Below are 25,862 nucleotides of genomic sequence, written 5' to 3'. Positions count from 1 at the left end.
ACGCGGCCGCCCTTCACCGCGACGGCGGGCCGTCGTCGTCACCCGCCACCGCCCCGCCGATCAGGCGGGGGCGGTCGCCCGTCGCCGTGCCGCGAGCGCGATCCCGCCGCCCGCGAGGACGGTGGCCAGACCCGCCGCGGCGAGCGCGGAGTCCGTGCCGGCGGAGGCGCCGGCCGAGGTGCCGCCCGCTCCCGTCTCCACGCCGCCGGTGGGAATCACACGGATCTTGTGCAGATACTTGACGTCGATGAACCCGTGACGGAGCTGGACCGGGACGTTGCCGCGGATCTCGGTGTACCCCGTCTTCTTGCAGTCGGCCCACGGCTTCTGGTGGTACTTCAGGACGCCCACGATCTTCGAGTGCACGTTCGGCAGCTCGTGGACGTTGAGCCCGTGCGGCGCCGTGACCAGGTACTCGCAGAGCTGGGTGTCCGTCTGCGCCTCCGCGGTCCCCGCCCCGATCATGACGAACGCCCCCGCCGCCGCCCCCGCGGCGGCCACGGCCATCGTTCTGCGCACGCTCATCCTTGTCTCCCCCGCTCGTTTCTCCAGGTGGGCGGGTCGCCCACCTCGGAGTGACCGATACCCGACGAAGATCAAGAAGAGCCTTGGAGACGACAAAACAATGGAGTCGCCAGAATGGCGCTCCATTCACCACAAAAGGGTATTTAGTCGGACGTTCCCCGAGGCGCCTCGATCTTGCCGCGGCGCAGGAACCACGCGGCGAGGAGGCCGCCGAGCAGCCCGAACAGGTGGCCCTGCCAGGAGATCCTCGGGTCGCTCGGGAGGACGCCGAGCAGCATCGTCCCGTAGACGGCGACGACGGCGACCGCGATGGCGATGTCGGGCAGCCGCCGCTCGAAGATCCCGCGACCCACCAGGTAGCCGAAGAAACCGAAGATCAGGATGCTGGACCCGAGGGTGTTGGCGGAGCTGAGGAACCACACCCCGAGCCCGCCGACCACGATGATGATCAGGCTGGCGGCGAGGAACCTGGCGATGCCCCGCGCCGCCGCGACGAACCCGAGGACGAGGAACGGGACCGTGTTGGCCGTCAGGTGCCCGAAGCCGGCGTGCATGAACGGCGCGGTGAAGATGTCGGGCAGGTCGTCCACGTCGCGGGGCTGGATCCCGAACCGGTCGAGCCAGCCGTTCATCGTGTAGTCGACCGCTTCGAGCACCCACATCGCGGCGGTCACCGTGAGGATCAGCACCGCCGACGCCAGGGCGCGGACGCCGTGCTTCGCCAGGCCCTCGGAACGTTGCCGGTCGGGGGTAAAGCTCATGTCAGCCACCGTAAAGTCTGTGCGTCCCTGACTCCCCCAACGCACGGGACGGCCGGATGGTGCCGGTGGCCTTTTCGGTGGGGCCTCCAGAAGCCTCTAGGCGGCCTCTAGGCGGCGGACGCGTGCTCCGACTCGGAGGCGTCGCCGCGCACCACGATCACCGGCAGCGGCCGCCGCGCCGGGGCGTCGGCCGTCCGGCGCAGGTAGCGCCGCTCCTCGGGGGTCGTCCCGCCCCAGATGCCGTCGGGCTCCCCCACCCGCAGCGCCCACGCGAGGCAGTCGGCCCGCACGGGGCAGTGGGAACAGATCTCCTTGGCCGCGTCCTCCTGTGCCTGGAGCACGGGCGCGGCGTAGCCGATCGGGAAGAACAGGTCGGGATCCGCGCCACGGCAGATGGCGTGGTCGGTCCAGTGTTCCTCGTTCTCGGTGTTGTGCATGGAGCCGGTGTTGTGCATTGACTTCTCCCTGCGCGGTGAGACCACCGTCCGAGCCGGGGGGTCTCCACTCAGCGTAGTACTACACAACGTAGTACTACAAGACATGGGCGAACGCTGCAACTTAGCGCCCCGATAACCTGGGAGGTGTGCAGAGTGATCAAGAAGTGACCTTCCGCGAGGCGACGGTCGACGATCTCCCTGAGATCGTCCGGCTACTCGCCGACGATCCCCTGGGATCCACCCGCGAAACACCGGGTGAGGAGATACCGGAGGCCTACTTCCGAGCGTTCGCCGCGATCGAGAAGGACCCCAACAACAGCCTGGTCGTCGCCGAGGTCGCCGGCGCGGTCGCCGGCACGCTCCAGCTCACCTTCATCCCCGGCCTCACCTACACCGGCGGCGAGCGCGCCCAGATCGAGGGCGTCCGCGTCGCCGCCGAGCAGCGCGGCGCCGGGCTCGGCCAGCTCCTGATCACCTGGGCCATCGACCGGGCCCGTGCCCGCGGCTGCCGCGTCGTCCAGCTCACCACCGACCGCCAGCGTCCCGACGCGATCCGCTTCTACCAGAAGATCGGCTTCCGCCCGTCCCACATGGGGATGAAGTACCACCTCACCTGAGCCCCGCCGCTCCGGTTCACGGTACGAGGGCGTCCCGCCACCGGGCCGTGTCGGTGTACTGGTGCAGCCAGGAGATCCGGCCCTCGGTGACACGCCAGAGATGCGCGAACTCCGCCTCGTACGAGCGGCCGGTGGCCCTGGCGGTCCCCCGGTAGCGTCCGGTCACCACCACAAGGCCGTCGGCGGTCTCATGCCAGGTCTCGGCGTAGGGAGCCGTGTCGAACTCGGCGAAGACCGCGCCCCACACCCGAGCGAGGGTCTCCTCGGGGCCGCGGAAGGCGCCGCCCGCGCCGCACGGCAGCCCGGGCGCCGTGCGCGCCTCGAACTCCGGGTGCAGGAGCGCGAGGATCGCCGCCGCGTCGGCCGCCTGGGCGGCGGTGTAGAAACCCCGGACGATCTCGGACGCCGTCATGGCCGCTCCCTTTTTAGAGGATGTGTTCTAGAATCATCTCACTACTATCATCGGAGGGCGCGCGTGGGTAGACCGGCCAAGTTCGGCGAGGACCGGATCCTCGACGCGGCGCTGGCGGTGACGGCCGAGGGCGGGCCCGCCGCCGCGACCATCGCCGCCATCGCCGAGCGCCTCGGCGCCCCGTCCGGCTCGCTGTACCACCGCTTCGGGTCGCGCGACCTGCTGCTCGCCACCCTGTGGACCCGCTGCGTCCGCCGCTTCCAGGACGGCTTCGTCGCGGCCCTGGACGCGGGCGACGCCGAGGCGGCCGCCCTGCACACGCCCCGCTGGTGCCGCGGGCACCCCGCCGAGGCCGCCGTGCTGCTCCTGCACCGCCGCCGCGACCTCGCCGCCGCCTGGCCCGCCGAACTCGCCGCCCCGCTCGAAGCCCTGAACGCGCGGGCCGCGGACGCGCTGAGCGCGTTCGCGCGGGCCGGCGGCACCGACCGCGACCGCGTGGTCTTCGCCACCGTGGACGTCCCCTACGGCGCCGTCCGCCGCCACCTGCTCGACCGCCGGCCCCCGCCGCCGGAGGTGGACGAGCTGATCGTCACGGCCTGCCGCGCCGTCCTGGCCCCGTAGGGCCGGAAAGACTTCTGTCGGTGTTCACCTTGGCGTGAAATGCTGGTCACCTGGGTGTGTATCCCAAATTGTCACCCGTCCGGAGGAGCAGCGCGTGGCCGAGCGGCATCTGGAGATCGAGCAGAAGTACGACGCCCCGGCCGGGTTCGTCCTGCCGGATCTGGACGGGCTCACGGGCGTGGCGTCGGTCGGGGAGCCCGAGGTCCGGGAGCTGCACGCCACCTACTTCGACACCGCGGACCTGCGCCTGGCGGCCAACAGGATCACACTGCGCCGGCGGCGGGGCGGGCCGGACGCGGGCTGGCACCTGAAGATGCCGGCCGGGCAGGACGGCAGGCACGAGTTCCGGGCGCCGCTCGGGCGGCCCCTGCTCGTCCCGGCGCGCCTGGCCGGGCTGGTCGCGGCGCACACCCGCGGGGCGGAGCTGCGCCCCGTCGCGACCCTGGAGACCCGCCGGACGGTCGTGCGCCTGCTCGGCGCGGACGGCGAGGCCCTCGCGGAGGTCGCCGACGACCTGGTGACCGGGCGCGGGCGCGAGGCCGAGCCCGAGCGGTGGCGGGAGATCGAGGTCGAACTCGGCACCGGGCCGCCGGAGCTGCTGAAGACGGCCGGCAAGCGCCTGCGCAAGGCCGGCGCGAAGAGGGCCAAGTCGGCGTCGAAGCTGGCGAGGCTGCTCGGGGACGGCGTCGCGCCCTCGGAGGCGGCGCGCCAGCGGGCCGAGGCCCGGTCGCGGATCACGGCGGCCACCAGCAACGGGAAGGCGCCCGCGATCACGACGGGCGAGGTCGTGATGGCCTACCTCGCCGAGCAGGTCGAGGCGATCCTGCGGTTCGACCCCGGGGCGCGGCTGGGCGAGGAGGACGCCGTCCACCGCATGCGGGTGGCCGTGCGCAGGACGCGCAGCGCCCTGCGCAGCTACCGGCCCGTCCTGGACTCGGAGCGGACCGCGCCGCTCGGGCCCGAGCTGCGGTGGGTGGCGCAGCCCCTCGGCGAGGTCCGCGACCTCGAGGTGCTCCGGATGCGGTTCGCGCAGGCGCCGCCCTTCCTGCTGGACGACCTGGAGCGGCACGAGCGGGCCGCGTACCGGCATCTGAACTCGGCGCTGAGGGACGCGCGGTACTTCGCCCTGCTCGACGCCCTCGACCGGCTGGTCGCCGAACCGCCGCTGGCGGCCGCCGCCGGGAAGAAGGCCCGCAAGGAGCTCCCCGCGCTCGTCACCCGGGCCTGGGACCGGATGGCCGGGGACTACGCGTCGATCAAGACGTCCGCCGACCCCGACCTCGCGCGCCACGAGACGCGCAAGGCGGCCAAGCGCGCCCGGTACGCGGCCGAGCTGGCGGTCCCGGTGCTGGGCGCGGCGGCCAAGCGGGTGGTCAAGGACGCCAAGCGCATCCAGGAGGTCCTCGGCGCCCACCAGGACGCCATGATCGCGATGGAGCACCTCGAACGGGCCGCGGCCCGCGCCCGCACGACCGCGGACGCCTTCGCGATCGGCGTCCTCTACGGCGGGGAGCAAGCGGAGGCGGAGAAGGCCCGCGACCAGCTGGCGACCACCTGGTCACGGACCTTGGGCCCCTCGTTCTAGACCAGCGCCGGTCCTAGGGCGCCGCCGAGGTGCCGTGGCGTTCCAGGGCGGCCAGGGTGCCGCCGGCCAGGTGGGCGGTCCAGAACTCGGCCTTGTCGAGGGACGTGTCGTCCGGGACCTCCTCGCCCAGCTTCCGGCACAGCCCGGCGATGAGCTCGGTGACGATCTCGCCGTGCGTGCTCACCACCGCGGGCGTGCCCGCCATGGACAGCAGCCGCTCCACCGCCTGGTCCGGGTTCGTCTCGCCGACCGTGAACGCCGCCTCCGTCTCGACGGGCACGCGCACGCGCCGCGCGTAGGGCAGGACGGTCTCCAGGCAGCGGGCCGTCGCCGAGCTGACGGTCCGCATGGGCCCGTAGGAGTGCAGCAGCCCGGCGAGGCCGGACGCCTCGGCGCGGCCCGCCTCGTCCAGCGGGCGCAGCTCGTCGGCCTCCCGCCAGGCCCGCTTCTCCCCGGCCCGCGCGTGCCGCAGGATCACCAGCGGCGCGGTGTCGAGCGGGCCCTGGCGGAACCCGCGGAGCAGGTCGACGTCGTGCCGGTAGCTGAGGCGGGCCTCGGCCTCCTCCGCCGGAAGCCAGACCAGCTCGTCCACCTCCTCGTTGGGGGTGAACGCGCTCACGGCGACCGGCCGGGCCGCCCAGTACTCCACCCGCTTGGTCCGCTCGCCGAGCGGATAGGAGACGGTCGGGAGGCGCCGTCCGAGGCGGGGGACGACGCCGGTCTCCTCCTCGATCTCGCGGACGGCGGCGCGCAGCACGTGCTCGCCCGGGTCGACCTTGCCCTTGGGGAACGACCAGTCGTCGTGGCGGGGGCGGTGGATCAGCGCGAACTCGGGTCCGTCGCGCCACAGCAGCGCGCCGGCGGCCCTGATGACGTCAGACATCGATCGTCCTCCACCGGCGGCTCTTCACCAGGTGGGTCTGGATGTCCAGGAGGGTCTCGCCCGCGCCGGCCCGGCTACGCGTCCAGGTGCCCTCGGCGTCGAGCGCCCAGGCGTGGGTGCGCTCGTCCATGGCCCGGTCCATCAGGGCGAGCAGGTCGTCGCGCTGGGCCCGGTCGTTGACGGTGACGAGGGCCTCGACGCGGCGGTCCAGGTTGCGGTGCATCAGGTCGGCGCTGCCGAGCCACACCTCGGGCTCGCCGCCGTTCTCGAACGCGAACACGCGGGAGTGCTCCAGGAACCGGCCGAGGACGCTGCGCACCCGGATCATGTCCGACAGGCCGGGCACGCCGGGACGCAGCGCGCAGATGCCGCGCACCCAGACGTCCACCGGCACCCCGGCGCGCGACGCCCGGTAGAGCGCGTCGATGACCACCTCGTCCACCAGGGCGTTGCACTTGATCCGGACGCGGGCGGGATGCCCGGCCCGGCGGTTGTCGATCTCGTGCTCGATCCGCTGGACGAGCCCGGAGCGCAGGCTGTTCGGCGCGACGAGCAGCCGGTGGTAGGAGCTCTGCCGCGAGTAGCCGGTGAGGTGGTTGAACAGGGCGCTGACGTCCTCGCCGACCTCGGGGTCGGCGGTGAGCAGCCCGAAGTCCTCGTACAGGCGCGCGGTCTTCGGGTGGTAGTTGCCGGTGCCGATGTGGCAGTAGCGGCGCAGGTGGCCCTCGGACTCCTGCCGGACGATCAGCGCGAGCTTGCAGTGCGTCTTCAGCCCGACGAACCCGTAGACGACGTGGCAGCCCGCGGTCTCCAGCTTGCGCGCCCAGGCGATGTTGGCGCGCTCGTCGAACCGGGCCTTGAGCTCGACGACGACCACGACCTGCTTGCCGGCCTCGGCGGCGCTCATCAGCGCGTCCACGATCGGGGAGTCGCCGCTCGTCCGGTACAGCGTCTGCTTGATCGCCAGGACGCGCGGGTCGGTCGCGGCGTCCTCGATGAGCCGCTGGACGGTCGTGGTGAACGAGTCGTAGGGGTGGTGGACGAGGACGTCGCGCTCACGGATGGCGCTGAAGATGCTGACGTCCTCGGGCAGCGCCTCCTTCGACGGGACGAAAGGGGGGTACTTCAGCTCCGGGCGGTCGAGGTCGGCGATGGCGGCGAGGCCGCCGAGGTCCAGCGGCCCGACGACGCGGTAGATCTGGCCCTCGTCCACCCCCAGCTCGGAGGTGAGCAGGTCCAGCACCCCCTCGGAGATCGACTCCTCGACCTCCAGCCGGACGACGGGGCCGAACCGGCGGCGCAGCAGCTCGCGTTCGAGCGCCTGCAGCAGGCCCTCGCTGATGTCGTCGTCGATCTCCAGGTCCTGGTTGCGGGTGACCCGGAACGCGTGGTGCTCGACGACCTCCATCCCGACGAACAGCTGCCCGAGGTGCGCCGCGATGACGTCCTCCAGCGGCGTGAACCGGTCGGGGGACGCCTCGATGAAGCGCGGCAGCAGCGGCGGCACCTTCACCCGGGCGAACATCGTGGCGTCGGTCTCCGGGTCGCGGACGATCACCGCGAGGTTCAGCGACAGGCCCGAGATGTAGGGGAACGGGTGCGCGGAGTCGACGACGAGCGGGGTGAGCACGGGGTAGATCCGGTCACGGAAGAGCCGCCGCAGCCGCTCCTGCTCGGTCTCGGCGAGCTCGTCCCAGCGCAGGAGGTCGATGCCCTCGTCCTCCAGCGCGGGCAGGATCTCCTTGCGGAAGCACGACGCGTGCCGCTGCATCAGCTCGTGCGCGACCACGCCGGTGCGGGCCAGCACCTCGCGGGGCTGGCGGCCGCTGGCGGACTGGACGGCCAGCCCGGTCGCCATCCGGCGGGCGAGCCCGGCCACGCGGACCATGAAGAACTCGTCGAGGTTGCTGGAGAAGATCGACAGGAAGCGGACGCGTTCGAGCAGCGGCAGGCCCGGATCCTCGGCGAGCTCCAGGACGCGCTGGTTGAACCTCAGCCAGCTCTCCTCCCGGTCGAGGAAGCGGTCGTCGGGCAGCGCCTCGGATTGCGGGGGGACATGTCCTGGATTGACGGTCATGCCAGAATTTTCCCTGATCTAGGTTAACGAAAGTCGAACGTGCGGGTTCCGCCCAGGTATCTGATACGTCGATCATTCCCGTGGTTCCCCCAGATCACTCCGCTCCGGCCACCGTCGCCGAACGTGGCCGGGGGGTTGCAACGACCTGGCCACCGGGAAACCTTCACTGCGCGCCTCCGCGTGGGTAGAACGAAGACCGTGACTCCTCACGAGGCTTCGCCGCCCACGGTGTTCTGGCCGCGCTGCACCGCCGTCGACGGCTGCACCGGCCGGGCCGCGGGCGGCCCGGGCGCCTGCCCCGCCCACCTGCGCCCCAGCGAGTTCGAGCGGTTCGTGGACTCGCTGCGCCCCGGCGCCGACCTCGACCTGCGCGGCGTCACCGTCCCGCCGTGGCTGCTGGACGGGGTGCTGGACGCCGTCACCGGCCCCGACGGGCGGCCCCACCTCGGCCGGACCCGGTTCGACGGGGCGGTGCTGCCGGCCGACGCGGGCCTGCGCGGCTTCTGCGTCGAGGGCGACAGCTCGTTCGACGGCGCCCGCTTCCTCGGCGGCGCGTCGTTCTACGACGCGCGGTTCTTCGGCAACGCCTCGTTCCGGGCGGCGCGCTTCGGGCGCAACGCGTCCTTCCACGAGGCCCGGTTCCACCGGCACGCCTCGTTCGAGGAGGCGGTGTTCACCGGCGACGCCCTCTTCGGCGAGACGCGGTGGCACGCCGACGCCGCCCTCCGCGGCGCCGTGTTCATGGGCGCGGCCTGCTTCGACCGCGCGCGGTTCGGGCGGGACGCGGCGATGCAGGGGGCCGGCTTCCGCGGCGACGTGTCGTTCCGGCGCGTGCAGGTGACGCGGCACGCCCGGTTCGAGCGGGCGCGGTTCCGGCACGGCGCCTGGCTCGGCCCGCTGGCGGCGGGCGGCCGGATCGCGCTGTCGGACGCGACCGTGCACGGCGGGCTGCGGGTGCACGCGGCGGCGCGGCAGGTCATCGCCCGCGGCACGATCGTCCACGGGGAGGCCGACTTCCGGCTCCGGCACGCCGAACTCGATCTGGAGGACGCGGTGTTCGAGGGCCCGGCCGCCGTCCGGGCGCTGGCCCACCCGATCCAGGGCCTCGCCGAGCCCACCACCGGGAACGCCGCCGGGAACGGCACGTCCGGCGTCCGGCTCCTGTCGCTGCGCCGCGCGGACGCGACCCGGCTGCTGCTCGCCGACGTCGACCTCAGCGGCTGCGGCTTCCTCGGGCTGCGGCGGCCCGACGCGCTGCGGATCACGGGCGACTGCGCGTTCGCGACCGCGCCCGGCCGGCGCCGGCTGCGGCCGTGGCGCCGCCGCGACCGGGCCGTCCTCGCCGAGGACATCGCCGGCGGCGCCGGCCACGACGACGACCGGCTGCGCGCGCTGTACCAGGCGCTGGCACGTGCCACGGCCGACTCCGACCGCGACCGCCTCGCCCGCGACTTCCGCTACAGCGCGCTGGAGATGCGCCGCCACGGCGAGCGCGACCCGTGGCGCCGCGCCGGCCTGCACCTTCTGTGGATCACCTGCGGATACGGGCTGCGCGCGGGACGCGCCGTGGCCTGGCTCGCCGTCATCATCGCGCTGCTGTGCTGCGGCGCGTCCCTGGTCCGCCACGACGACCGGACCCGGCACGACAACCGCACGGGGAGCGTCCGCGGCGCGCACACGGGCGCCCGCAACACATAAGCGCCGGACGGCCCGCTAAAGGCGGGGGGTTGTTTTGTCAGACCCACGCGTAATGATTCTTGTTATGAGCAGAGACACCCATCCGGGGGTGCAGTGCCCGCACTGCCAATCGCATCTCGCGCTCGTCCCCGTGACTGGAAACCCCGTGTCCGGAAACTCCGCCGCCGCACCCGTCCCCCTCCTGCCGATCGTGGCGAAGGAGGAATGGCAGCCTCCCCCCGTCGCCGAGGTGCTCGCCGTTTACGCCGGGCGCGCCAAGGACACCGTGACGGCGGCGCGCGGCGCCGCCAAGGTCCGCGAAAGCCTGAACCGCGCCAAGGCGGCCGCCGCGGGCCGCAAAGCCGCACAGAAAACCGCGCGCCGCACCCCCAGAAGCGCGTGATCACAACCCGGCCACTAACACCGGGAAGGGACGGCACCGCGCCGGCACCGTCCCTTCCGCAATGACGTCAGCGCGGCTTGGTATCCGTCCATTCCGCGCCGACCAGGGCGGTGGAGTTCATCGTCCGCCCCGCCGGGACGCTCACCCCGGCCGCCGGCGCCACCATGACGTTCAGCCCGGCCAGCGCATTGCCCGTCGCCAGATCAATGATCATTTCGTCCCGGATCACGCCCTGCGGCGTCTTGTCGTCCAGCGCGATGGCGTTCCCCGTCCGCCCCTGCGGATCCGTGACCTTCCCGAGCGAGCGCACCGCCGGGAGCCCCGCCAGCATCCGGAACGCGGCCGCCCGCACCGCCGGCTTCACCGGCATGTCCATCACCAGGCCGCGTGCCACGGTGTAGAGCCACCGGTCCGACGCCATCGGCCGGTTCGACTCGGTGTCATGGCCCTTGTACCAGCGCAGCAGCTCGGCCTGGAGCCGCTTCGGGTCGGACGGCAGCGCCCGCAGGTCCTTCATGCTCACGTTGCGGCCGAGCCAGAACACCTTGTCGCCGTCGACCAGCGCGGAGCCGTTGAAGCTGCGCGCACCGGGCGCGGTCTTCGCCGTGAACCCCTTCAGGCGGCCCTTGCCCCCCGGCGCGACCGGAATCTGGATCTTGAACGTCGCGGGCGACCCCGCGCGCCGCCACGCCTCCGCGTCCGCCTTCGTCGCGGGCTTGGCCCCGAGGTCCTGCGCCGCGCCCCACGCCTTGCCGCCCGGCCTGCTCGGCGTCCAGCTCTCCGCCTTGCTCCTGACCGTCACGGCGTAGGCGCCGCCGCCCTTGCCCACCGTGTACGTGGAGGACGAGACCGTCACCTGGTGCCAGTACGCCCCCGTCGTCTCGGTCTGACCGTCCGCCTTCTCGGCCGCCGCGAGCAGGACGGTCCGCGCGTCGAGCACCCGCTCGCCGCCGCCCCCTCCGCCCGTTCCGCCCGAGTCCGTCCCGTCCCCGCCGGGGGCGACGAACACCGCCGCCGCGGCCACCGCCCCCGCGGCCACCGCCCCGGCGAGCCCCAGCCCCCAGACCGGCCGCACCCGCCGACGCGCGGGCGCGGTGCTCCCGGCCGCCTCCGGACGCGGCGCCGCCATGGCCCGCGCCAACTCGTCCCGCCGCACGCCCTCGTCCACCGGCGCACCCGGGTCCATCTCCTCAGGCCTGGCATCCCGCAACACCCGCATCACATCCTTCATGCCGTTTCCCGGCGGGGGGACGACCCCCCGCACCCCCCGGTTCGCTCCGCTCATACCGTTTCCTGGCGGGGGGACGACCCCCCGCACCCCCCGGTTCGCTCCGCTCATACCGTTTCTCCCTTGACGACTCCGACCTGCGAACGTGCTCCTTGCGCCGCCGCACCCCCCGACCCCGGTCCGGGGTCGGTCCGGGCGGGCGGCCGGGGCGGGTCCGGGCGGGCGGACGCCGTTCGGGCGTCCGGCTGCTCGTCCTCGGCCGCGCGGAGCAGGCGGCGGCGCGCGCGGTGCAGGCGCACCCGCAGCGCCGCGGGCGTGCAGCCGACGACGCGGGCGGCCTCGCGGGGCGTCAGGCCCTGCCAGGCGATGAGGATCAGGATCTCCCGGTCCCCCTCGGGCAGCGCCGCCATCGCGCGCAGCACCGCCATCCGCTCCGCCACGTCCTCGGCGACGTCGCCCGTCTGGCGCGGCGCCCACCGCCCGAGCTCGGCCGCGAACGACTCGCGGCGCACCCGCGCGCGGTGCCCGTCGCGCAACACGTTGCGCGCGACGCCGAGCAGCCACGGCAGCGCCGGGTCCGGGACGTCGGCGAGCCGCCGCCACGCCACGGCGAAGGTCTCGCTCACCACCTCGTCCGCGACCTGGCCGCCGGCGCGGGCGGCGGCGTAGGCCCACACGCGCTGGCGGCACTCGTCGTAGATCGCGGTGAAGCGCTGTTCATCGGGGGCCTCGTCTGCCACCGCGTGCTCCTCCGTCCGTCCGATCAGGTCATGTCACGGGGTAGTGGCGCGGGAGGCGGCATCGTTACCGGAAGGGCGGCGGGTTCCTCCGGACGAGCGCCGTTTCACCGCTCCGCGTGCCCCCCGGGCGCCCGATGCCTCTAACATTTGCTCGATGGCAAGGGCCTCCCACCTGACATCGACCCGGCCCAGGCCGGACAGAAGGAGCTGAGACATGGCCGCGATGCCCAGTCGCGGTGCGGAGCGGCTCCCCGGTGTCGCCGGATCCCCGCACCTCCTTCTCGTCGAGGACGATCCCGGCGACGCCTTCCTGTTCGAGGAGCTCCTGACCGAGGCGCAGCCCGGTCTGCGGATCACCGTCGCGGCCACGCTCGCCGAGGCCCTCGCCGCGCTGCGGCCCGACATCCAGTGCGTCATCGTCGACCTGTCCCTCCCGGACGCGCAGGGGCTCGACGCCCTCCACCAGGTGCGCGAGCACTCGCCGACCACGGCCGTGCTCGTGCTGACCGGCCTCGCCGACGCGCACGTCGGCGTCGCCGCCGTCGCCGCAGGCGCCCAGGACTACCTCGTCAAGCAGGACGCGGACGGCGCGCTGCTCACCCGGGCGATCAGCTACGCGATCGAGCGCAAGCGCGCCGACGAGTCCGAGCGGCAGCTCGTCGAGGCGCGGGCCCTCAGCCGGGAGAACGCCAGGTTGGAGCGCGGCCTGCTGCCCGTGCCGATCCTGCACGACCGGACGCTGCGGCACCACACCCGCTACCGGCCCGGACGCGACCGGGCGCTGCTCGGCGGCGACTTCCACGACACCGTCGAGACCTCCGACGGCACCGTGCACGCCGTCATCGGCGACGTGAGCGGGCACGGCGCGGACGAGGCGTCCCTCGGCGTCCGGCTCCGCATGGCGTGGCGCACGCTCGTCCTCGGCGGGCACACGGGCTCGCGCCTCCTCGACACCCTCGACACCGTCCTGCAGCACGAGCGGTGGAGCGACGAGATCTTCACGACCGCCTGCATGGTGACGATCGCGCCCGACCGGCGCACCGCCCGGGTGTACCGGGCCGGGCACCCGTGCCCCCTGTTCTTCTCGCCGGGCGGCGTGGAGGCCCTCCCGGACGAGCCGCGGGGCCCGGCGCTCGGGCTGCTCCCGGGCGCCCGGTGGCCCGCCGCCGACCTGGAGCTCGGCGACGAGTGGGGGCTGCTGCTCTACACCGACGGACTGATCGAGGGGGGCGCCGGCGAGGACGGCGGCCAGCTCGACATGGCGGGCCTGCTGCACCTCGCCAAGACCGCGCACGAGGAAGGGCGGCATGGCGACGTGCTCGTCGACGGGCTCATCGCCGAGGCCGAGCGGCTGAACGGCGACGTCCTCTCCGACGACCTCGCCCTGCTGATGCTGAGCCGGGGGGACGACCGATGACCACCGCGAGGTCCGCCGAGACCGGCCAGGAGCCGCGCGCCGCCGGGCCGGGCGCCGTGCTGCCCGGCGCGCAGATCCCCGAGGGGCAGGGGATGGGCCGGGTCCGGCTCGTCCAGATCTACCGGGTCGGCTCCGCCGTCCTCGGCGCCCTCCTGCTGGCCGCTTTCGTGCAGGCAGGGACGGCGCTGTACGGGAACGAGCAGGCCCGCGACGTCCTGATCGAGCGCGTCGACCCGGCGACGCTCGAGCAGTTCCGGCTCTCCTCCGCCATCACCGGCCAGGACACGGCCATCCGCGCGTACGCCGAGGAGGGCGGGCGCGAGCACGTCGAGCAGTACCGGTCCGCCGTGCGCCAGGAGGCGGCGTCCGCCGCCCGCATGCGCCGCCTCCTCGCGGGGGTGCCCGGCCACGAGGAGGTCGACCGGCTCCTCGCCAAGGCGACCGCCGACTCGCGGGCCTGGCGGACCGGGTTCGCCGACCGGGTCGCCGCCGGACCCGGCGGTCAGGGCATCGACCGCGGCGAGAGCCGGCTGGCGGGCCGCCTCCTCGTCCAGGCGCGCGGCGACATGACGCCGCTGCAGGCCGACATCACCGAACTGCACGAGCGGTCCGCCGCGAAGCTGAACTCGCGCGCGAGGGCCGCCCAGTGGTCCACGTTCGCCGCGCTCGCCATGGTCGTCGTCGCCGCGCTGCTGCTCGCCGTGCTGTTCCGCCGGACCGTGCTGACGCCGGTGTCGACCCTGACCGGACGCGTCCGCGCCGTCTCGGAGGGCGACTTCGGGCACCGGCTCGACGTCCCCGGCCCGGCGGAGATCAACGAGCTGGCGGCGATCATCGACGCGATGCGCGCCCGGATCATCGAGGAGTGGCGCACCAGCGAGGACAAGTCCCGCCGGCTCGACGAGCAGACCGAGGAACTGCGCCGCTCCAACGCCGAACTGGAGCAGTTCGCCTACGTCGCGAGCCACGACCTCCAGGAGCCGCTGCGCAAGGTCGCCAGTTTCTGCCAGATGCTCGAACGCCGGTACGGCGACAAGCTCGACGACCGCGGACGGCAGTACATCGCGTTCGCCGTGGACGGCGCCAAGCGCATGCAGGCCCTGATCAACGACCTGCTGAGCTTCTCCCGCGTGGGCCGGATGTCGCGCCCCGAGGACTCCGTCGACCTCGACGACGTCGTCCGGCAGGCGCTGGACAACCTCTCCACGTTGTGCGAGGAGACCGGCGCCGAGGTGGACGTGGCGGAGCTGCCCGACGTGGCCGGGGACCGCACCCAGCTGGTCCAGCTGTTCCAGAACCTCGTCGGAAACGCGATCAAGTTCCGCCGGGAGGGCGTGCCGCCGCGCGTCACCATCGACGTCCGCCGCGCCGGGGACGAGTGGGAGTTCGGCTGCTCCGACAACGGGATCGGCATCGACCCCCGCTACGCCGACCGGATCTTCCTCATCTTCCAGCGGCTGCACTCGCGCGAGGAGTACACCGGCACGGGGATCGGCCTGGCCCTGTGCAAGAAGATCGTCGAGTACCACGGCGGACGCATCTGGCTCGCCGCCGGCGAGCACGCCGAGCCGGACGCGGAGGCCGCCACCGGGACCACCTTCCGGTGGACGCTGCCCGCCCAGCCGTCGGCCAGTACAGAAGAGGACGGCGAGGAGGGCACCGGAGAGCAGGACGACCAGCCCTCCCAGGCGTCCTGACCAGGGCCTTCGGGACGGTCGGCTTCGGCGACGGTTTGGTGGGATCGTCAGGCTTCCGGGCCGGTCTTCCCGGCGTCCGCGTCCCGGCCCGTCCAGTCGACGCACACGATCACGGCGTCGTCGGACGGCTCGGTGCCCCCGTGGAAGCCGACGTAGTGCCGGATCATGGTGCGGACGGCCTCGGGCGGGTCCTGCAAGCGGGTGGCGCGCATCGCCTGGGGCAGTCCGGCGTCGCCGTAGAGGACTCCGGCGGGCGACCGGGCGCCGTGCACGCCGTCGCTGACGATGACCAGCCGGTCGCCCGGCTCGACGGCGAACTCCTGGGGCACGTAGCGGGTGTCGCCGAACATGCCGAGCGGCATCTGCGCCTCGAACGCGATCCGCTCCGTGGCGCCGCCCCGCATCCGGCTGATCACCGGTGAGCCCGCGTCGATGACCCGCACCCTCCCGTCGGTGAGCTCGAACTCCAGCAGCAGCGCGTCCACGAGCCGCTCGCCCCGGTACCGTCCGAACACCGCCTCGTCGGCGAGCTCGGCCTGCTCGACGATGTCACCGCCCGACCGGCGGGCGTTGCGCAGCGCGCTGATCGCCAGATGGGTGAGCTCCGCCGACTCCGTGCCCGACCCCATCCCGTTGCTGACGGTCAGCATGAACCGGTCGGCGGACGTGGCCCAGTCGAACGCGTCGCCCCACACGGCGTACGCGGGCTCCAACTGGCCCGCGAAGCAGAGCTCGGACGCCTGGTAGGCGGGCGCGGGCAGCAGGTCCCACTGCATCTCGGCGGCCAGGGTCAGCCGCGTCCGCCGCCGCAGGCGCCGGTACAGGTCGGTGGCCTGGTCGGCGATCTTGAGGGCGCGGGCGAGCACGCCGGCGAAGTCGTCGAGCCAGGGCGGCCCGCCGTCCGGAAGCCGCACCGACAGGATCCCGATCCGCTCCCCCTTCACGGTCAGCGGCAGGTGGGCGAGCCCGCCCCCGTCCTCCTGGACGGTCCGCTGCGACGCGAACGCACGGCCAGGCGCCGTGTTGTCCACGGGGACGTCGTCGCCGGCGGAGAGCGTCCGGACGAGGAACGTCTGCCGGTAGTCGATCATCAGGACCTCGGTGTCCGCGCCGCCGGCGTGCCGGTCGAGCAGGTCGGCCGCGACGGCGATCACATCGTTCGGCGGAGCCGCCCAGATCGCCTTCCTGGCCGCCTCGAACGGCCCGTCATCCCCGGGTGCACCATGCATCTCGATCCTCGCCTCGTCGCAGCACGGCCCCGGCGGCCGGCGGACCCGCAGGTCCCGGGATGCCGTGGGCGACGTCGTGTGTAACAGTGGAGGGCATGGTGGCCACGTCGGGTGAGGACGCCGCGGAGTCCGCGGCCGCGCTCGACGATGCGGCCTCCACCCTGTTGAACGTATGGTCGCGCGCCCACAATGCCCCGGATGTCCCTATTCCGTCCACGCAACTGCGCGCGCTGTTCGTCCTGGAGCGGGGGCCCGTCAACATCAGCAGGCTCGCGGGCGAGCTCGGCGCGCTGGTGTCGTCGGCGAGCCGGCTGTGCGACCGGCTGGAGGCGGCCGGGCTGCTCACGCGCGACCCGGGACGCGACCGGCGCCAGGTCACCGTCCGGCTGAGCAGCGACGGGCAGGCGCTCCTCGACCGGCTCCGGCTGCGGCGGCGCGAGCACCTCACCCGCGTGCTGGCCGAGATGCCGGCGGCCGCGCAGGCCGCGCTGCTGTGGGGGCTCACCGAGTTCCACGAGGCGGCCACCCGCCCGGACGACGACGGCGGTTCCCTCTCGATGCTCGCGTGAACCGTCCATGAAATCCGTTTTCCCCGAAAAGTCGTGACCCTCCGCAAAGCGCCTTCCAAATTGAGCATTATCAACATTTAAAGCAGTCGGCTCGGGAGCGTTTTCGCCATTCTCGATACGGCCGCCTTCACCACTACTAACATCCCCGCTCATGGCGACCATACGTGCCCCTCGGCATTCCCTGCGCGCCGTCACCGCGGGCGGGATCACCGCTGCCCTGCTCCTCTCCGCCGGCGGATGCGGCGGCTCCTCCTCCGGGCACGGCACGGCGTCGGCCGCCGGGACCAAGGGCGGGCAGGCCGCGCCCGCCAAGGTCCCTGAGGCCACGACCTACACGAACCTCCCCGGCGCCCCGGCCGACCCCACGCCCGACGGCGCCACCGACGGCCTCGTCGTGCACCCCACCAGCCCGGCGCCCGTGTTCGACCGCCCGGCCGGTCACCGCTTCGCCACCCTTCCCGTCGCCGAACTCGGCGGCCCCACCTGGGTGCCCGTGGTGGAGACCTCGGGCGACTGGCGGAGGGTGCTCCTGCCGAGCCGTCCCAACGGGGCGACCGGCTGGGTTCCCGGCACCGCGCTGAAGACCGCGCACACCCCCTACACCGTCCGCGTCGACCTCACCCGCAGACGCCTCGTCCTGGAGAGGTCCGCGCGCCCGGTGGGCCGCTGGCCCGTCGCGACCGGCGACGTCAAGACCCCGACGCCGACCGGCCGGACGTTCGTCATGGCGACGCTCGCCCCGGCCAAGAAGACGCCGAGCCCCATCGTCCTGCCACTCGGTACCCACTCGGCGACCCTCGACACCTTCGGCGGCGGTCCCGGCACCGTCGCACTCCACGGCTGGCCCGACACCTCGGTGTTCGGCAAGGCCGTCACGCACGGCTGCGTGCGCGTACCCGCGGACGCCTTGAAGGCGCTGTCCCGGGTGCCGCTCGGTTCCCTGGTGTTCATCACGGCCTGACCGGCCGGCACCACCTCAAGCCCTCACGAGAATCGGAGTACGTTCATGCGTCACAACCATGCCGCCAAACGGTTCGCCACGGCCGGGCTGCTCGCCGCCGGCCTCACCGCGGCCGCCGTCCCCGCCCCGGCGTTCGCCGCCGCCCCCGGCAGCGAAGGCTCGGCGTACGGGCTGACCGTGACCGGGCCGATCGCCGTCCCGCCGGTGCCCGCCGTCTCCTCCAGCACCGGCCGGGTCAGCAAGAGCCTCCTGCGCGAGGACCGCACCAAGCTGGTCAAGGCGTCCGCGCTGGACGTCGACGCCTCCGCCGCCCGCGCCCGCTCCGCGGTCGCGCACCTGTCCGTCCCGTCCGCGAAGCTGCTGGCCGACGCCGTCACCGCCAAGTGCACCGCCGGACAGGGCGGCGCCCACCTCGCCCGCGCCACGCTCGCCGGAAAGCACCTGGACTCCACCCCGCCGCCCAACACCACCGTCCCCGTCGACGTGGACGGCCTCGGCCGGACGGCCCTCGTCCTCAACAAGCAGCAGCGCATGGCCGACGGCCGCCTCGCCGTCACCGGCATGGAACTGGCCCTGCCCGGCAACAAGGGCGCCATCCGGGTCGCGTCCGCCACCTGCGGCAAGCCCGCCGGCCCGGCGCACGGCCCGTCCGAGGCCCCCGCGCCGAAGCCCGTCAAGCACGACCTCCCGGTCACCGGCTGACCGGCGTCCCGAGCCGCGGCCCGGCGGGCACCAGCCCGCCGGGCCGTTCCATGCCGTCAGCTCGCCAGCGACTTCTCGAAATGCACGATCGACCCGTTCCGGTGAGCGCGCCCGGCGATCTGAACCCCCTCCGTGAACGCCCGCATCAACCGAAGTCCCCGCCCGTGCTCGGCCAGCGGCGGCGCCTCCACGCGCTCCCACGCCGCGGCCCCGTCAACCCCGTCCGCCGTGCCCCCGTCGATGACGTCCACGACGCATCTCGCGCCGTCCATCCGCGCCCGGACCTCGTACTCCATTCCGGCCGCGGCATGCTGAATGACGTTCGCGCACGCCTCGCCCAGCGCGAGCGCGATATCCGCACGGACCTCGGAACCCACTCCGAGCCCGCGGAGAGAGGCGTCGAGCGTGTGCCGCACCAGCGGTGCGCTCTCTGCGTTCCTCGGCAGGGTCATTTCAAGAACGACCTCCATGCCAATCGCCTCCGTTCCCTCTAGCAACAGATTTCCCACAGCTAACGGAGAGAAACCATGTCTATTGCTTTTCGCATAGACCAGCACGGAGACCGAACCACCGGACACGGAGACCGAAGCACCGGACGCGAAGGCCTCAGCCAGTACCGCAACCACACAACAACCCGGATGTTGCGATCGCGTCCGAAGGCAGGTTCGAGCTTGCGAGAACCTGATCGCGCAGCGAGCCGCAAGGCGAGACGGAGCGATGCCAGCGATCGCCCGCAGTTCACGACGATGGAGGGCGCTCTGCGCCCGAAGGAGGAGTGCACTGCCAACTACTCGTCGATCCACTTGCCGTGCGCTTCCCAGGCGGCCTGCTTGCTGACGCCCATCGCGCCGCCGATCTGGGCCCACGACGCGCCCGCGCGGCGGGCCGAACGGACGGCGAGCTGCCGGCCGTAGACCGCCTTCCGCGCGATCACCTCGCCGAGCGCGAGGAGTTCGAGGACCTCCTCGCGCCGGAGCGGCGGTTCTCCGACGGCGTCCCGGACCCACAGCTCGTCGTACCGGGCCGCCGCGCTCGTCAGCGTGATGTCTCGCTCGATCCCATCTGGAGTGACCATGATGCGAGTGTGCGCGTCAAGTGATCCTGACGTCAAGCGCCCTTGACCTAATTTTCCAGGTCGCGTCCCTCCTTGAGCCAGCCGGCGAACAGGTCGGCGTCGACGTCGTCCGGACCGCGCAGCTTCACACCGGCCATCTGCCTGGACATGGCCTCCAGGCGGCCTGAGCCGTCCTCGATCAGCTGGCCCTTCCAGAAGCCGAACGTCACATGCTTGGGATACGCCTTCAGGAAGCACACCGGCTTCTGCCCCGGCTTGTCCCCGAGGCTCCAGGTCGGCTGGCCGTGCCACAGCGCGGGCTCGACCCCCATCGCCTCGCCGACCACCGCGAGGGCCTTCTCCAAGACGTCCCGCAGTCCCTCCGGGACGTCCGCCACGTACTCCTGGACATTCGCGTGCTTACCCATGTCGATCCCCTCTCGTCACCAACGCGTCGCCCGGCGGACGGGCGGATCGACAATCGGGAGAGATTTCTTGCCTGTGGCGTGGGTCACTTGACCCCGTGGAGGTGCCGGGCAGACTGGGGCCGTGGTCAAGTCGCTGCGTCCCCAGAACTACAACGAGGTCCTGTACGTGGGGCACTTCTTCCGCAAGGGCGTCCCGGTGCTCATGGATCTGACCGACCTTCCGGACGGCGACGCCAAACGCCTCGTCGACTTCGCCACCGGCCTGGTCTTCGGCCGCGGCGGCGCCCTCGACCGCGTCGACCGGAAACTCTTCCTCCTCCAGCCCTGAGAGCGCGGCGAGCGGTCGATCCTCCCCGCGCGAAAGCCGTTACTCGCTTTCCGTATTCCGTCGGGCGGCGACACTATTGTGCTCCGCATGCCCCAGAACGAGAACGTTCTCGTCATTCCTGATGATTGGCGCGCCGTACTCCATCCACGTCGCGGCGGGACGCGCGGACCCGCGCTCGAAGTCGACGACGGCGCCGTCCACGCCGTCCGGCAGTGGGTGAAGGAGGCGCGCGACGAGATCGACCATCTGCTCGGCGACCCGCGGAGCGGCGGAGACCTGGCCGGGGCCGCCCGCGCGCACCTGCGGGGTGAGCCGGACCCCCGGGGCGCCGCCGTGATCGCAGCCTCCCTCGCCGCGGAGTGGCCGCTGAGAGACGGCCACGTCTACGGCGAGGAACCGTTCTCCACGTTCGCGGACGCGTGGATCGCCGAGCACGGTCTGGTTTTCGCCGCCGCGGCCGCGGTCGAGCTGAGCGGCGTGTTCGTCGACGGTTACGGCTGGCAGGAGCGAAAGGACCGGTGCCATCTCCGGCTCCGCCGCCTGGACGAGCAGGACCCCGGATACAACCGGGGGCTGGACTGCCTCGAACTGGTCGCGGCTCGGGTTCGCGGCTTTCTCGCGGTCGCCGACGAGTCGGAGTACCGGCGGGCCGTCGACGCGCTGGGCGAGCGCCGCCTCGACGGCATGCGGCGGCTGGCCGCCGCGTACCTGGTGCCGACGCAGACCGCGTGGGTCGACGAGCTCTGCGCCGCCCTGCCCCGCTTGCAGCCGCACACCTGGATGATGGTGCTGCGCACGATGGGGACCGCCGAACAGCTCGCCACGCTGCTCGCCGGGCAGAGCGGGTGGTACTGGCTCAACGGCAGACCGGGCGTGCTTCCCACGGCCGTGGAAGGCGTCGGTCCCGCGCTGGCCCCGGCGCTCGCCACCGTCGCCGACGAAGAGACCGAGACCGGACGCGACCCCTACGAGTTGCTGCGGGCCCTCGGCCTGCTGGCCACGGACGAGGCGTTCGGGCTTCTGGTGGACCGCCTCGACCGGCCGCACGTCCACAGGGCCGTGATCGAGACGGCTCGCCACTTTCCCCGGCGGGCACTGCGGCTGCTCGGTGAGGCGGCCGCGTCCGGGGCCGCACCGATCTCCTCCTACGCCGTCCGGCTCCTACGCGACCATGTGGCGCCCCGTCCCGATCTCACCGCCGCGCTGGTGCCCGGGCTGTCAGCGCGGGCCCGCGAGGTCGTCGAGTCCATCGGCGAGGCGGCCGCCCGCTGGGCGCCGGAGGCCCCGGCGGAGTCCCTGCCGAGGCTGCTGGTCGAGCCGCCGTGGACGCGCGAGCGTCCCCCGTTCACGAGGGTGACCGTCAGGGGGCTCCAGCCGCTCACCGCCGGACAGCCGAAAGAGCCGGAGGGACGGGCGCAGATCCGTGCCCTCATTCCCGTCGCGTTGGGAAAGGTCGGCCCGCAGCGGTTCAGGGCGGAGACCGCACTTCGGCGCATCGCCGGATCCGGAGGCGACGGGGAAATCCTCGAAGTGGCCGGTGAGTACGGCACCAAGGCCGCGAAAGCCGCCAGGGCGCTGCTCGCCGCCGACCCCCTGGACGACCTTCCAGCGGAGATGCCCAGGCGTCCGGTCTGGCAGGACCCGTACATCCTTCCCCAGGTGCTCCTTCGGGAGGACGGCCGGGCGCTTCCCGCCGACGCGGTCGACCACGTCGTCACCATGCTCTCCATTTCCAAGCCGGACAAGCCGTACGCGGGCCTCGACGTCGTCAGGAGGATCTGCACCCCCGCCTCGCTCGCCGCACTCGCCTGGCGGCTGTTCGAGCTGTCGGGCCTGCGCGAGCAGAGCCTCGCCGTGCGAGACGACGACTGGGTGCTGACGGCCCTGGGGCTGTTCGGCGACGACGAGACCGTGCGCAGGTTCACGCCGGTGATCCGGGCCTGGCCGGGCGACGGCGGGCACGCCAAGGCGGTCAGGGGCCTGGACGTCCTGATCGCGATCGGCGGAGACGTGGCGCTGATGCACCTCCACGACACCGCCACCAAGGTCAGGTATCCCGGCCTCAGGAGGAAGGCGCAGGAGCGGGTCGACGCCCTGGCCGAAGACCTCGGGCTGAGCCCCGACCGGCTGGGCGACCGGCTCGTTCCCGACTTCGGGCTGGACGAGAGAGGCGAGCTGTTCCTCGACTACGGCCCGCGCGGCTTCACCGCCGGCTTCGACGAGCGGCTCAGGCCGTACGTCGTCGACGGAGACGGCCGGCGGCGCGCCGGCCTCCCCAAGCCGGGCGTCCGCGACGACGGGGAGCTGGCCCCGGCCGCCCACCGGCGGTTCGCCGCCCTGAAGAAGGACGTCCGGACCGTGGCGGACGAGCGGCTCCGGCGCTTCGAACGCGCCATGACCGCGCAGCACCGGTGGAGCGTCCCGGACTTCCGCGCCCTCATCGTCGATCATCCGCTGGTGCGCCACATCGCCCGGCGGCTGGTGTGGATCACTGAGGAGGGCCGCGCGTTCCGCGTCGCCGAGGACAGGTCGCTCGCCGACCTCCAGGACGACGAGGCGACTCTGGCCGAGACGGCCCGGGTGGGGGTGGCCCACCCGCTGCACCTCTCCGGCGACCTGGAGGCGTGGACCGAGCTGTTCGACGCCTACGAGATCAACCAGCCCTTCCCGCAGCTGGGCCGCCCCACGCACGCGCTGACCGAAGACGAGCGCGCGGGCACCGAACTGGCGCGCTTCCACGGCGTCACGGTGCCGGTCGGCAGGCTGGTCGGCATGGTGCCGCGCGGATGGCAGCGGGGCAGCGCCGAGGACAACGGCATCCAGTTCAACGTCCTGCGGGAACTGCCCGGCGGCCGGGCCCTCGCCGTCGACGTCGATCCGGGCATCGTCGTGGGCGACATCGGCTACTGGCCCGAGCAGCGGATCGAGCGCGTCCGGCTCAGCCGGGACGCCGGCCTCGGCAGGCGCGCCGAGGCCGGGCCGATCCGGTTCTCCGAACTGGACGCGATCACCGCCTCCGAGATTCTCGCCGACCTCACCGAACTCACCACCGGTACGAACGAGCGGGGTTAGGCCGGTTCCTCTCGGCCGAGCTTCTTGAGGATGCGTTTGGCGGTGCTCTGGATGTGGACCTCGTCGGGGCCGTCGTAGATGCGGGCCTCGCGGGCGTGGCGGTACATGCGGGAGAGGGGGGTGTCGTCGGTGAGGCCCGCGGCGCCGTGCACCTGGATGGCGCGGTCGATGACGTTGTGGAGCATGCGGGCGCCGACGACCTTGATGGCGCCGATCTCGATGCGGGCCTGGTCGCCCGCGTCGATCTGCTCGGCGGCCTGGAGGGTGAGCATGCGGGCGGCCTGGATCTCGGTGTAGGAGTCGAAGACGTGCTGCTGCATCAGCTGCTTCGCCGAGAGGGGCTCGCCGAACGCGACGCGGGAGCCGAGGCGGGCGCACATCAGCTCGAAGGCGCGCTGGGCCTGGCCCAGCCAGCGCATGCAGTGGAAGATGCGGCCGGGGCCGAGGCGCTCCTGCGCGATGACGAAGCCGTGGCCGCGCGGGCCAAGGAGGTTGTCGGCCGGGACGCGGACGTCGTTGTAGGCGACCTCGTAATGGCCGCCGTTCAGGCCGAGGACGGGCGTCTCCCGGACGATCTCGTAGCCGGGCGTGTCCGTCGGGACGACGATCATGCTGAACGAGCGGTGCGGGGGCGCGCCCTCGGGCTCGGTGCGGCACATGACCGTGGTGTAGGCGGCCTCACCGGCGCCGGTCGTGAACCACTTGCGGCCGCTGATGACCCAGTGGTCGCCGTCCAGGACGGCTCTCGTCCGGAGCTGGGTGGGGTCGGAGCCCGCGTAGGCGGGTTCGGTCATCGCGAAGCTCGGGGAGACCTCGCCCGCGACCATCGGGGCGAGGTAGCGCTCGCGCCAGCGGGGGCTCGCGTACCTGTGCAGCATCAGCGAGTCCTGGAGGGTGAACGTGCCGAGGGCGAGCTGCCCCCACTCGCTGCGTCCCTGCACCTCGTTGATGTAGACGTAGTCGAGGAACGGCATGCCGCCGCCGCCCAGCTCGGCGGGGTGGCCGAGTGCCCAGAGGCCCTCGTCCTTCGCCTCCTGGCGCAGTTTCAGGAGTCTCTCCCGGTCGCCCGCGTTGAGGGCGGGCTCGGCCGGTTCGACGCGTTCGGTCATGAAGGCGTGGACGGCGTCGCGGACGTCCCGGACGCGGTCCGGCACGGGGAACAGCATCAGCCCTCCCCGGTGAGGTCGGAGGAGATGTCGCGGTCGCCGTACCCCTCGGGCGCCGCGACCTCGACGACCGGTTCGGGACGGTCGTCGAACTCCAGCCGCAGGGCCCGGGACATCGTCGCGTGCATGTCGTACATGCAGGTGATGTAGGTGAGCTGGAGGATCTCCTTGTCGGGAAGGTGCTCGCGCAGCACGTCGAAGACGGCGTCGGGGACGCGGCCGCCGTCCAGGACGAGGCAGTCGGTGTAGGCGAGGACGGCGCGTTCGAGGGGCGAGTAGCACTCGGCCGTCTGCCAGTGCGGGATGGACTCGATCTTCTCCTCGGGCATGCCGAGGGCCCGCATCTGCTTGCAGTGCTGGGAGAAGACGAACTGGCTGCCGCGCGCCCACCCGGCCCGGCACTGGCCGAGCTCGCGCAGGACGGGGTCGAGGTCGGCGCCCCGGTACAGGGCGAAGCCGCGGACGGCGTGCCGGAACACGTCCGGGGACTGGGCGAACACCGTCCACCAGTCGCCGGGCGAGCCGGTCGCGGTGCCGTGGTCCACGGCCGGGTCGCGGTCGGGCGCGAAGAGCCGGTCGTAGAAGAAGAGGATCTGCGGGTCGGTGACCTCGGCGCGCGGGACCTCACGCAGTCGCGGCATGCTGGTCCTTCCCGGCGGTCCGGTCGGCGGCGGTCTTCGGTTCGTGGGAGACGTCGGACGCGTCGAACGTGCGCGTCCAGCAGGCGAATTCGAGGAGGATCCCGTCGGGGTCCTGGAAGTAGAACGACCGGACGAAGACGCCCTCGTGCACGTCGCCGGAGACGCCGAGCGGGCTGTCGTCGTGGTTGAGGACGGGGCTGACGGTGACGCCCTTGTCCCTGAGCCGCCGCCGGTACTCGTCGAACCTGTCGGTCGGGACGTGGAACGCGACGTGGTTCATCGAACCGACGGCGCTGAGGAGTTCGCCCTGCTCGGGCCGCCCCTTGGGGGCGGAGACGCCGGGGACGCCGTCCGGCGCGTCGGGGAACCAGAAGAACGCCACGCAGTCGCCGCCGCCGCAGTCGAAGAAGAAGTGCTGCCCCATGCCGCCCGGCAGGTCGATGGTCTTGATCAGAGGCATGCCGAGGACGCCGGAGTAGAAGTCGACCGTGCGTTTCATGTCCGACGACACCAGCGCCAGATGGTTGATGCCGCCGAGTTCGAACTCGGTGTTCATGGAACCTCCTTGCGGCGGGAGTGCGCCACGGAAGTTGACTTGACAGTCATATCAACTTGCCTGATGCTCGGTTACC

27 protein-coding genes are annotated in these 25,862 nt (G+C 72.7%); 12 read left to right on the top strand and 15 right to left on the bottom strand.

The features are described 5' to 3' along the window. Positions 1-60 precede the first annotated feature (60 nt). The 3 genes from AB0C84_RS02575 to AB0C84_RS02565 form a co-directional block, all read right to left on the bottom strand. Entirely contained in the window at positions 61-525 is a 465-nt protein-coding gene (locus AB0C84_RS02575; protein WP_361060403.1) for a hypothetical protein, read from the bottom strand. Positions 526-668: 143 nt separating this feature from the next. Next, positions 669-1,286 (bottom strand): rhomboid family intramembrane serine protease, encoded by a 618-nt coding sequence (locus AB0C84_RS02570; RefSeq protein WP_361060401.1) that lies wholly within the window; start codon positions 1,284-1,286, stop codon positions 669-671. Positions 1,287-1,393: 107 nt separating this feature from the next. Further along, a complete protein-coding gene (locus AB0C84_RS02565) occupies positions 1,394-1,723 on the bottom strand; it encodes a WhiB family transcriptional regulator (RefSeq protein WP_361060809.1) in 330 nt (109 codons plus the stop codon). 164 nt (positions 1,724-1,887) lie between these two features. Here AB0C84_RS02565 and AB0C84_RS02560 point away from each other — a divergent pair, with 164 nt between their 5' ends. Then, positions 1,888-2,340: a GNAT family N-acetyltransferase gene (locus AB0C84_RS02560; RefSeq protein ID WP_361060807.1), complete on the top strand. Its 453-nt coding sequence runs from the start codon at positions 1,888-1,890 to the stop codon at positions 2,338-2,340. A 16-nt stretch (positions 2,341-2,356) separates the two neighbouring features. On the opposite strand, the gene AB0C84_RS02555 is transcribed toward AB0C84_RS02560, so the two are convergent. After that, on the bottom strand, positions 2,357-2,752 hold the full coding sequence (locus AB0C84_RS02555; protein ID WP_361060399.1) for a nuclear transport factor 2 family protein: 396 nt from the start codon (positions 2,750-2,752) through the stop codon (positions 2,357-2,359). A gap of 63 nt (positions 2,753-2,815) precedes the next feature. Between AB0C84_RS02555 and AB0C84_RS02550 the strand changes: the two genes are divergently transcribed. After that, a complete protein-coding gene (locus AB0C84_RS02550) occupies positions 2,816-3,373 on the top strand; it encodes a TetR/AcrR family transcriptional regulator (RefSeq protein WP_179844860.1) in 558 nt (185 codons plus the stop codon). Positions 3,374-3,467: 94 nt separating this feature from the next. Beyond that, positions 3,468-4,958 carry a CYTH and CHAD domain-containing protein gene (locus AB0C84_RS02545; RefSeq protein WP_361060397.1) on the top strand — a complete coding sequence of 497 codons (1,491 nt, stop codon included), beginning with the start codon at positions 3,468-3,470 and terminating at the stop codon, positions 4,956-4,958. A gap of 13 nt (positions 4,959-4,971) precedes the next feature. Here the strand turns inward: AB0C84_RS02545 and AB0C84_RS02540 are convergent, their stop codons facing one another. Both AB0C84_RS02540 and AB0C84_RS02535 read right to left on the bottom strand, forming a co-directional pair. Next, complete coding sequence (locus tag AB0C84_RS02540) at positions 4,972-5,841, bottom strand: NUDIX domain-containing protein (protein WP_361060395.1); 870 nt, start codon at positions 5,839-5,841, stop codon at positions 4,972-4,974. After that, on the bottom strand, positions 5,834-7,918 hold the full coding sequence (locus AB0C84_RS02535) for an RNA degradosome polyphosphate kinase (protein WP_361060393.1): 2,085 nt from the start codon (positions 7,916-7,918) through the stop codon (positions 5,834-5,836). Before AB0C84_RS02535 ends, AB0C84_RS02540 begins: the two co-directional genes overlap by 8 nt. A gap of 198 nt (positions 7,919-8,116) precedes the next feature. Here AB0C84_RS02535 and AB0C84_RS02530 point away from each other — a divergent pair, with 198 nt between their 5' ends. Then, complete coding sequence (locus AB0C84_RS02530; protein WP_361060391.1) at positions 8,117-9,616, top strand: pentapeptide repeat-containing protein; 1,500 nt, start codon at positions 8,117-8,119, stop codon at positions 9,614-9,616. Between the two features lie 145 nt (positions 9,617-9,761). After that, positions 9,762-9,998 (top strand): hypothetical protein, encoded by a 237-nt coding sequence (locus tag AB0C84_RS02525; protein WP_361060389.1) that lies wholly within the window; start codon positions 9,762-9,764, stop codon positions 9,996-9,998. 67 nt (positions 9,999-10,065) lie between these two features. Here the strand turns inward: AB0C84_RS02525 and AB0C84_RS02520 are convergent, their stop codons facing one another. Next, positions 10,066-11,229: a CU044_5270 family protein gene (locus AB0C84_RS02520; RefSeq protein ID WP_361060387.1), complete on the bottom strand. Its 1,164-nt coding sequence runs from the start codon at positions 11,227-11,229 to the stop codon at positions 10,066-10,068. 104 nt (positions 11,230-11,333) lie between these two features. After that, entirely contained in the window at positions 11,334-11,966 is a 633-nt protein-coding gene (locus tag AB0C84_RS02515) for a sigma-70 family RNA polymerase sigma factor (protein WP_361060385.1), read from the bottom strand. 214 nt (positions 11,967-12,180) lie between these two features. On the opposite strand from AB0C84_RS02515, the gene AB0C84_RS02510 reads away from it, so the two are divergent. Together AB0C84_RS02510 and AB0C84_RS02505 are read left to right on the top strand one after the other, a co-directional pair. Next, positions 12,181-13,383, top strand: coding sequence for a SpoIIE family protein phosphatase (locus AB0C84_RS02510; protein WP_361060383.1), 1,203 nt, complete (start codon positions 12,181-12,183; stop codon positions 13,381-13,383). Further along, on the top strand, positions 13,380-15,080 hold the full coding sequence (locus AB0C84_RS02505) for an ATP-binding protein (protein WP_361060381.1): 1,701 nt from the start codon (positions 13,380-13,382) through the stop codon (positions 15,078-15,080). Before AB0C84_RS02510 ends, AB0C84_RS02505 begins: the two co-directional genes overlap by 4 nt. 47 nt (positions 15,081-15,127) lie before the next feature. Here AB0C84_RS02505 and AB0C84_RS02500 read toward each other — a convergent pair whose 3' ends face one another. Further along, complete coding sequence (locus AB0C84_RS02500) at positions 15,128-16,309, bottom strand: PP2C family protein-serine/threonine phosphatase (RefSeq protein ID WP_361060379.1); 1,182 nt, start codon at positions 16,307-16,309, stop codon at positions 15,128-15,130. A gap of 95 nt (positions 16,310-16,404) precedes the next feature. Here AB0C84_RS02500 and AB0C84_RS02495 point away from each other — a divergent pair, with 95 nt between their 5' ends. The 3 genes from AB0C84_RS02495 (at position 16,405) to AB0C84_RS02485 (ending at position 18,541) form a co-directional block, all read left to right on the top strand. Continuing rightward, positions 16,405-16,878: a MarR family transcriptional regulator gene (locus AB0C84_RS02495; RefSeq protein WP_361060378.1), complete on the top strand. Its 474-nt coding sequence runs from the start codon at positions 16,405-16,407 to the stop codon at positions 16,876-16,878. A 151-nt stretch (positions 16,879-17,029) separates the two neighbouring features. Then, on the top strand, positions 17,030-17,839 hold the full coding sequence (locus tag AB0C84_RS02490) for a L,D-transpeptidase (RefSeq protein WP_258944930.1): 810 nt from the start codon (positions 17,030-17,032) through the stop codon (positions 17,837-17,839). A 45-nt stretch (positions 17,840-17,884) separates the two neighbouring features. Next, the gene (locus AB0C84_RS02485; RefSeq protein WP_179844870.1) at positions 17,885-18,541 is read left to right on the top strand and encodes a choice-of-anchor P family protein; all 657 of its coding nucleotides are present in this window, start codon (positions 17,885-17,887) and stop codon (positions 18,539-18,541) included. A gap of 56 nt (positions 18,542-18,597) precedes the next feature. Here the strand turns inward: AB0C84_RS02485 and AB0C84_RS02480 are convergent, their stop codons facing one another. The 3 genes from AB0C84_RS02480 to AB0C84_RS02470 form a co-directional block, all read right to left on the bottom strand. After that, positions 18,598-19,011, bottom strand: coding sequence for an ATP-binding protein (locus AB0C84_RS02480; protein ID WP_361060376.1), 414 nt, complete (start codon positions 19,009-19,011; stop codon positions 18,598-18,600). A gap of 317 nt (positions 19,012-19,328) precedes the next feature. Next, on the bottom strand, positions 19,329-19,616 hold the full coding sequence (locus AB0C84_RS02475) for a hypothetical protein (RefSeq protein WP_361060374.1): 288 nt from the start codon (positions 19,614-19,616) through the stop codon (positions 19,329-19,331). Positions 19,617-19,663: 47 nt separating this feature from the next. After that, complete coding sequence (locus tag AB0C84_RS02470; RefSeq protein WP_361060372.1) at positions 19,664-20,023, bottom strand: DUF1801 domain-containing protein; 360 nt, start codon at positions 20,021-20,023, stop codon at positions 19,664-19,666. Between the two features lie 121 nt (positions 20,024-20,144). Between AB0C84_RS02470 and AB0C84_RS02465 the strand changes: the two genes are divergently transcribed. Together AB0C84_RS02465 and AB0C84_RS02460 are read left to right on the top strand one after the other, a co-directional pair. Next, positions 20,145-20,351: a cell division protein SepF gene (locus tag AB0C84_RS02465; RefSeq protein WP_179831795.1), complete on the top strand. Its 207-nt coding sequence runs from the start codon at positions 20,145-20,147 to the stop codon at positions 20,349-20,351. An 87-nt stretch (positions 20,352-20,438) separates the two neighbouring features. Next, positions 20,439-23,423: a DUF4132 domain-containing protein gene (locus tag AB0C84_RS02460; RefSeq protein ID WP_361060370.1), complete on the top strand. Its 2,985-nt coding sequence runs from the start codon at positions 20,439-20,441 to the stop codon at positions 23,421-23,423. On the opposite strand, the gene AB0C84_RS02455 is transcribed toward AB0C84_RS02460, so the two are convergent. The 3 genes from AB0C84_RS02455 to AB0C84_RS02445 are packed head-to-tail and all read right to left on the bottom strand — an operon-like array spanning position 23,420 to position 25,786. Beyond that, positions 23,420-24,589 carry an acyl-CoA dehydrogenase family protein gene (locus AB0C84_RS02455; RefSeq protein ID WP_361060368.1) on the bottom strand — a complete coding sequence of 390 codons (1,170 nt, stop codon included), beginning with the start codon at positions 24,587-24,589 and terminating at the stop codon, positions 23,420-23,422. The two genes, AB0C84_RS02460 and AB0C84_RS02455, sit on opposite strands and share 4 nt — an antisense overlap. Further along, entirely contained in the window at positions 24,589-25,230 is a 642-nt protein-coding gene (locus tag AB0C84_RS02450) for a carboxymuconolactone decarboxylase family protein (protein ID WP_361060366.1), read from the bottom strand. The genes AB0C84_RS02455 and AB0C84_RS02450 overlap by 1 nt, the downstream gene beginning before the upstream one ends. Then, positions 25,214-25,786 (bottom strand): VOC family protein, encoded by a 573-nt coding sequence (locus AB0C84_RS02445; protein WP_258944938.1) that lies wholly within the window; start codon positions 25,784-25,786, stop codon positions 25,214-25,216. The genes AB0C84_RS02450 and AB0C84_RS02445 overlap by 17 nt, the downstream gene beginning before the upstream one ends. Positions 25,787-25,862: the final 76 nt, after the last annotated feature.

This window comes from Actinomadura sp. NPDC048955, from assembly GCF_040649435.1.
Lineage (GTDB): Bacteria > Actinomycetota > Actinomycetes > Streptosporangiales > Streptosporangiaceae > Spirillospora > Spirillospora luteofluorescens.
This window is presented reverse-complemented; position numbering and strand designations above follow the sequence as displayed.

Bases quoted from the DNA above. Each gene is read 5' to 3' on its own strand.
- AB0C84_RS02570 (WP_361060401.1), bottom strand. From the start codon at position 1,286: ATGAGCTTTACCCCCGACCGGCAACGTTCCGAGGGCCTGGCGAAGCAC.
- AB0C84_RS02445 (WP_258944938.1), bottom strand. From the start codon at position 25,786: ATGAACACCGAGTTCGAACTCGGCGGCATCAACCATCTGGCGCTGGTG.
- AB0C84_RS02485 (WP_179844870.1), top strand. From the start codon at position 17,885: ATGCGTCACAACCATGCCGCCAAACGGTTCGCCACGGCCGGGCTGCTC.
- AB0C84_RS02490 (WP_258944930.1), top strand. From the start codon at position 17,030: ATGGCGACCATACGTGCCCCTCGGCATTCCCTGCGCGCCGTCACCGCG.
- AB0C84_RS02575 (WP_361060403.1), bottom strand. From the start codon at position 525: ATGAGCGTGCGCAGAACGATGGCCGTGGCCGCCGCGGGGGCGGCGGCG.
- AB0C84_RS02565 (WP_361060809.1), bottom strand. From the start codon at position 1,723: ATGCACAACACCGAGAACGAGGAACACTGGACCGACCACGCCATCTGC.
- AB0C84_RS02510 (WP_361060383.1), top strand. From the start codon at position 12,181: ATGGCCGCGATGCCCAGTCGCGGTGCGGAGCGGCTCCCCGGTGTCGCC.
- AB0C84_RS02455 (WP_361060368.1), bottom strand. From the start codon at position 24,589: ATGCTGTTCCCCGTGCCGGACCGCGTCCGGGACGTCCGCGACGCCGTC.
- AB0C84_RS02555 (WP_361060399.1), bottom strand. From the start codon at position 2,752: ATGACGGCGTCCGAGATCGTCCGGGGTTTCTACACCGCCGCCCAGGCG.
- AB0C84_RS02470 (WP_361060372.1), bottom strand. From the start codon at position 20,023: ATGGGTAAGCACGCGAATGTCCAGGAGTACGTGGCGGACGTCCCGGAG.
- AB0C84_RS02520 (WP_361060387.1), bottom strand. From the start codon at position 11,229: ATGAAGGATGTGATGCGGGTGTTGCGGGATGCCAGGCCTGAGGAGATG.
- AB0C84_RS02505 (WP_361060381.1), top strand. From the start codon at position 13,380: ATGACCACCGCGAGGTCCGCCGAGACCGGCCAGGAGCCGCGCGCCGCC.
- AB0C84_RS02495 (WP_361060378.1), top strand. From the start codon at position 16,405: ATGGTGGCCACGTCGGGTGAGGACGCCGCGGAGTCCGCGGCCGCGCTC.
- AB0C84_RS02540 (WP_361060395.1), bottom strand. From the start codon at position 5,841: ATGTCTGACGTCATCAGGGCCGCCGGCGCGCTGCTGTGGCGCGACGGA.
- AB0C84_RS02450 (WP_361060366.1), bottom strand. From the start codon at position 25,230: ATGCCGCGACTGCGTGAGGTCCCGCGCGCCGAGGTCACCGACCCGCAG.
- AB0C84_RS02535 (WP_361060393.1), bottom strand. From the start codon at position 7,918: ATGACCGTCAATCCAGGACATGTCCCCCCGCAATCCGAGGCGCTGCCC.
- AB0C84_RS02460 (WP_361060370.1), top strand. From the start codon at position 20,439: ATGCCCCAGAACGAGAACGTTCTCGTCATTCCTGATGATTGGCGCGCC.
- AB0C84_RS02480 (WP_361060376.1), bottom strand. From the start codon at position 19,011: ATGGAGGTCGTTCTTGAAATGACCCTGCCGAGGAACGCAGAGAGCGCA.
- AB0C84_RS02500 (WP_361060379.1), bottom strand. From the start codon at position 16,309: ATGCATGGTGCACCCGGGGATGACGGGCCGTTCGAGGCGGCCAGGAAG.
- AB0C84_RS02475 (WP_361060374.1), bottom strand. From the start codon at position 19,616: ATGGTCACTCCAGATGGGATCGAGCGAGACATCACGCTGACGAGCGCG.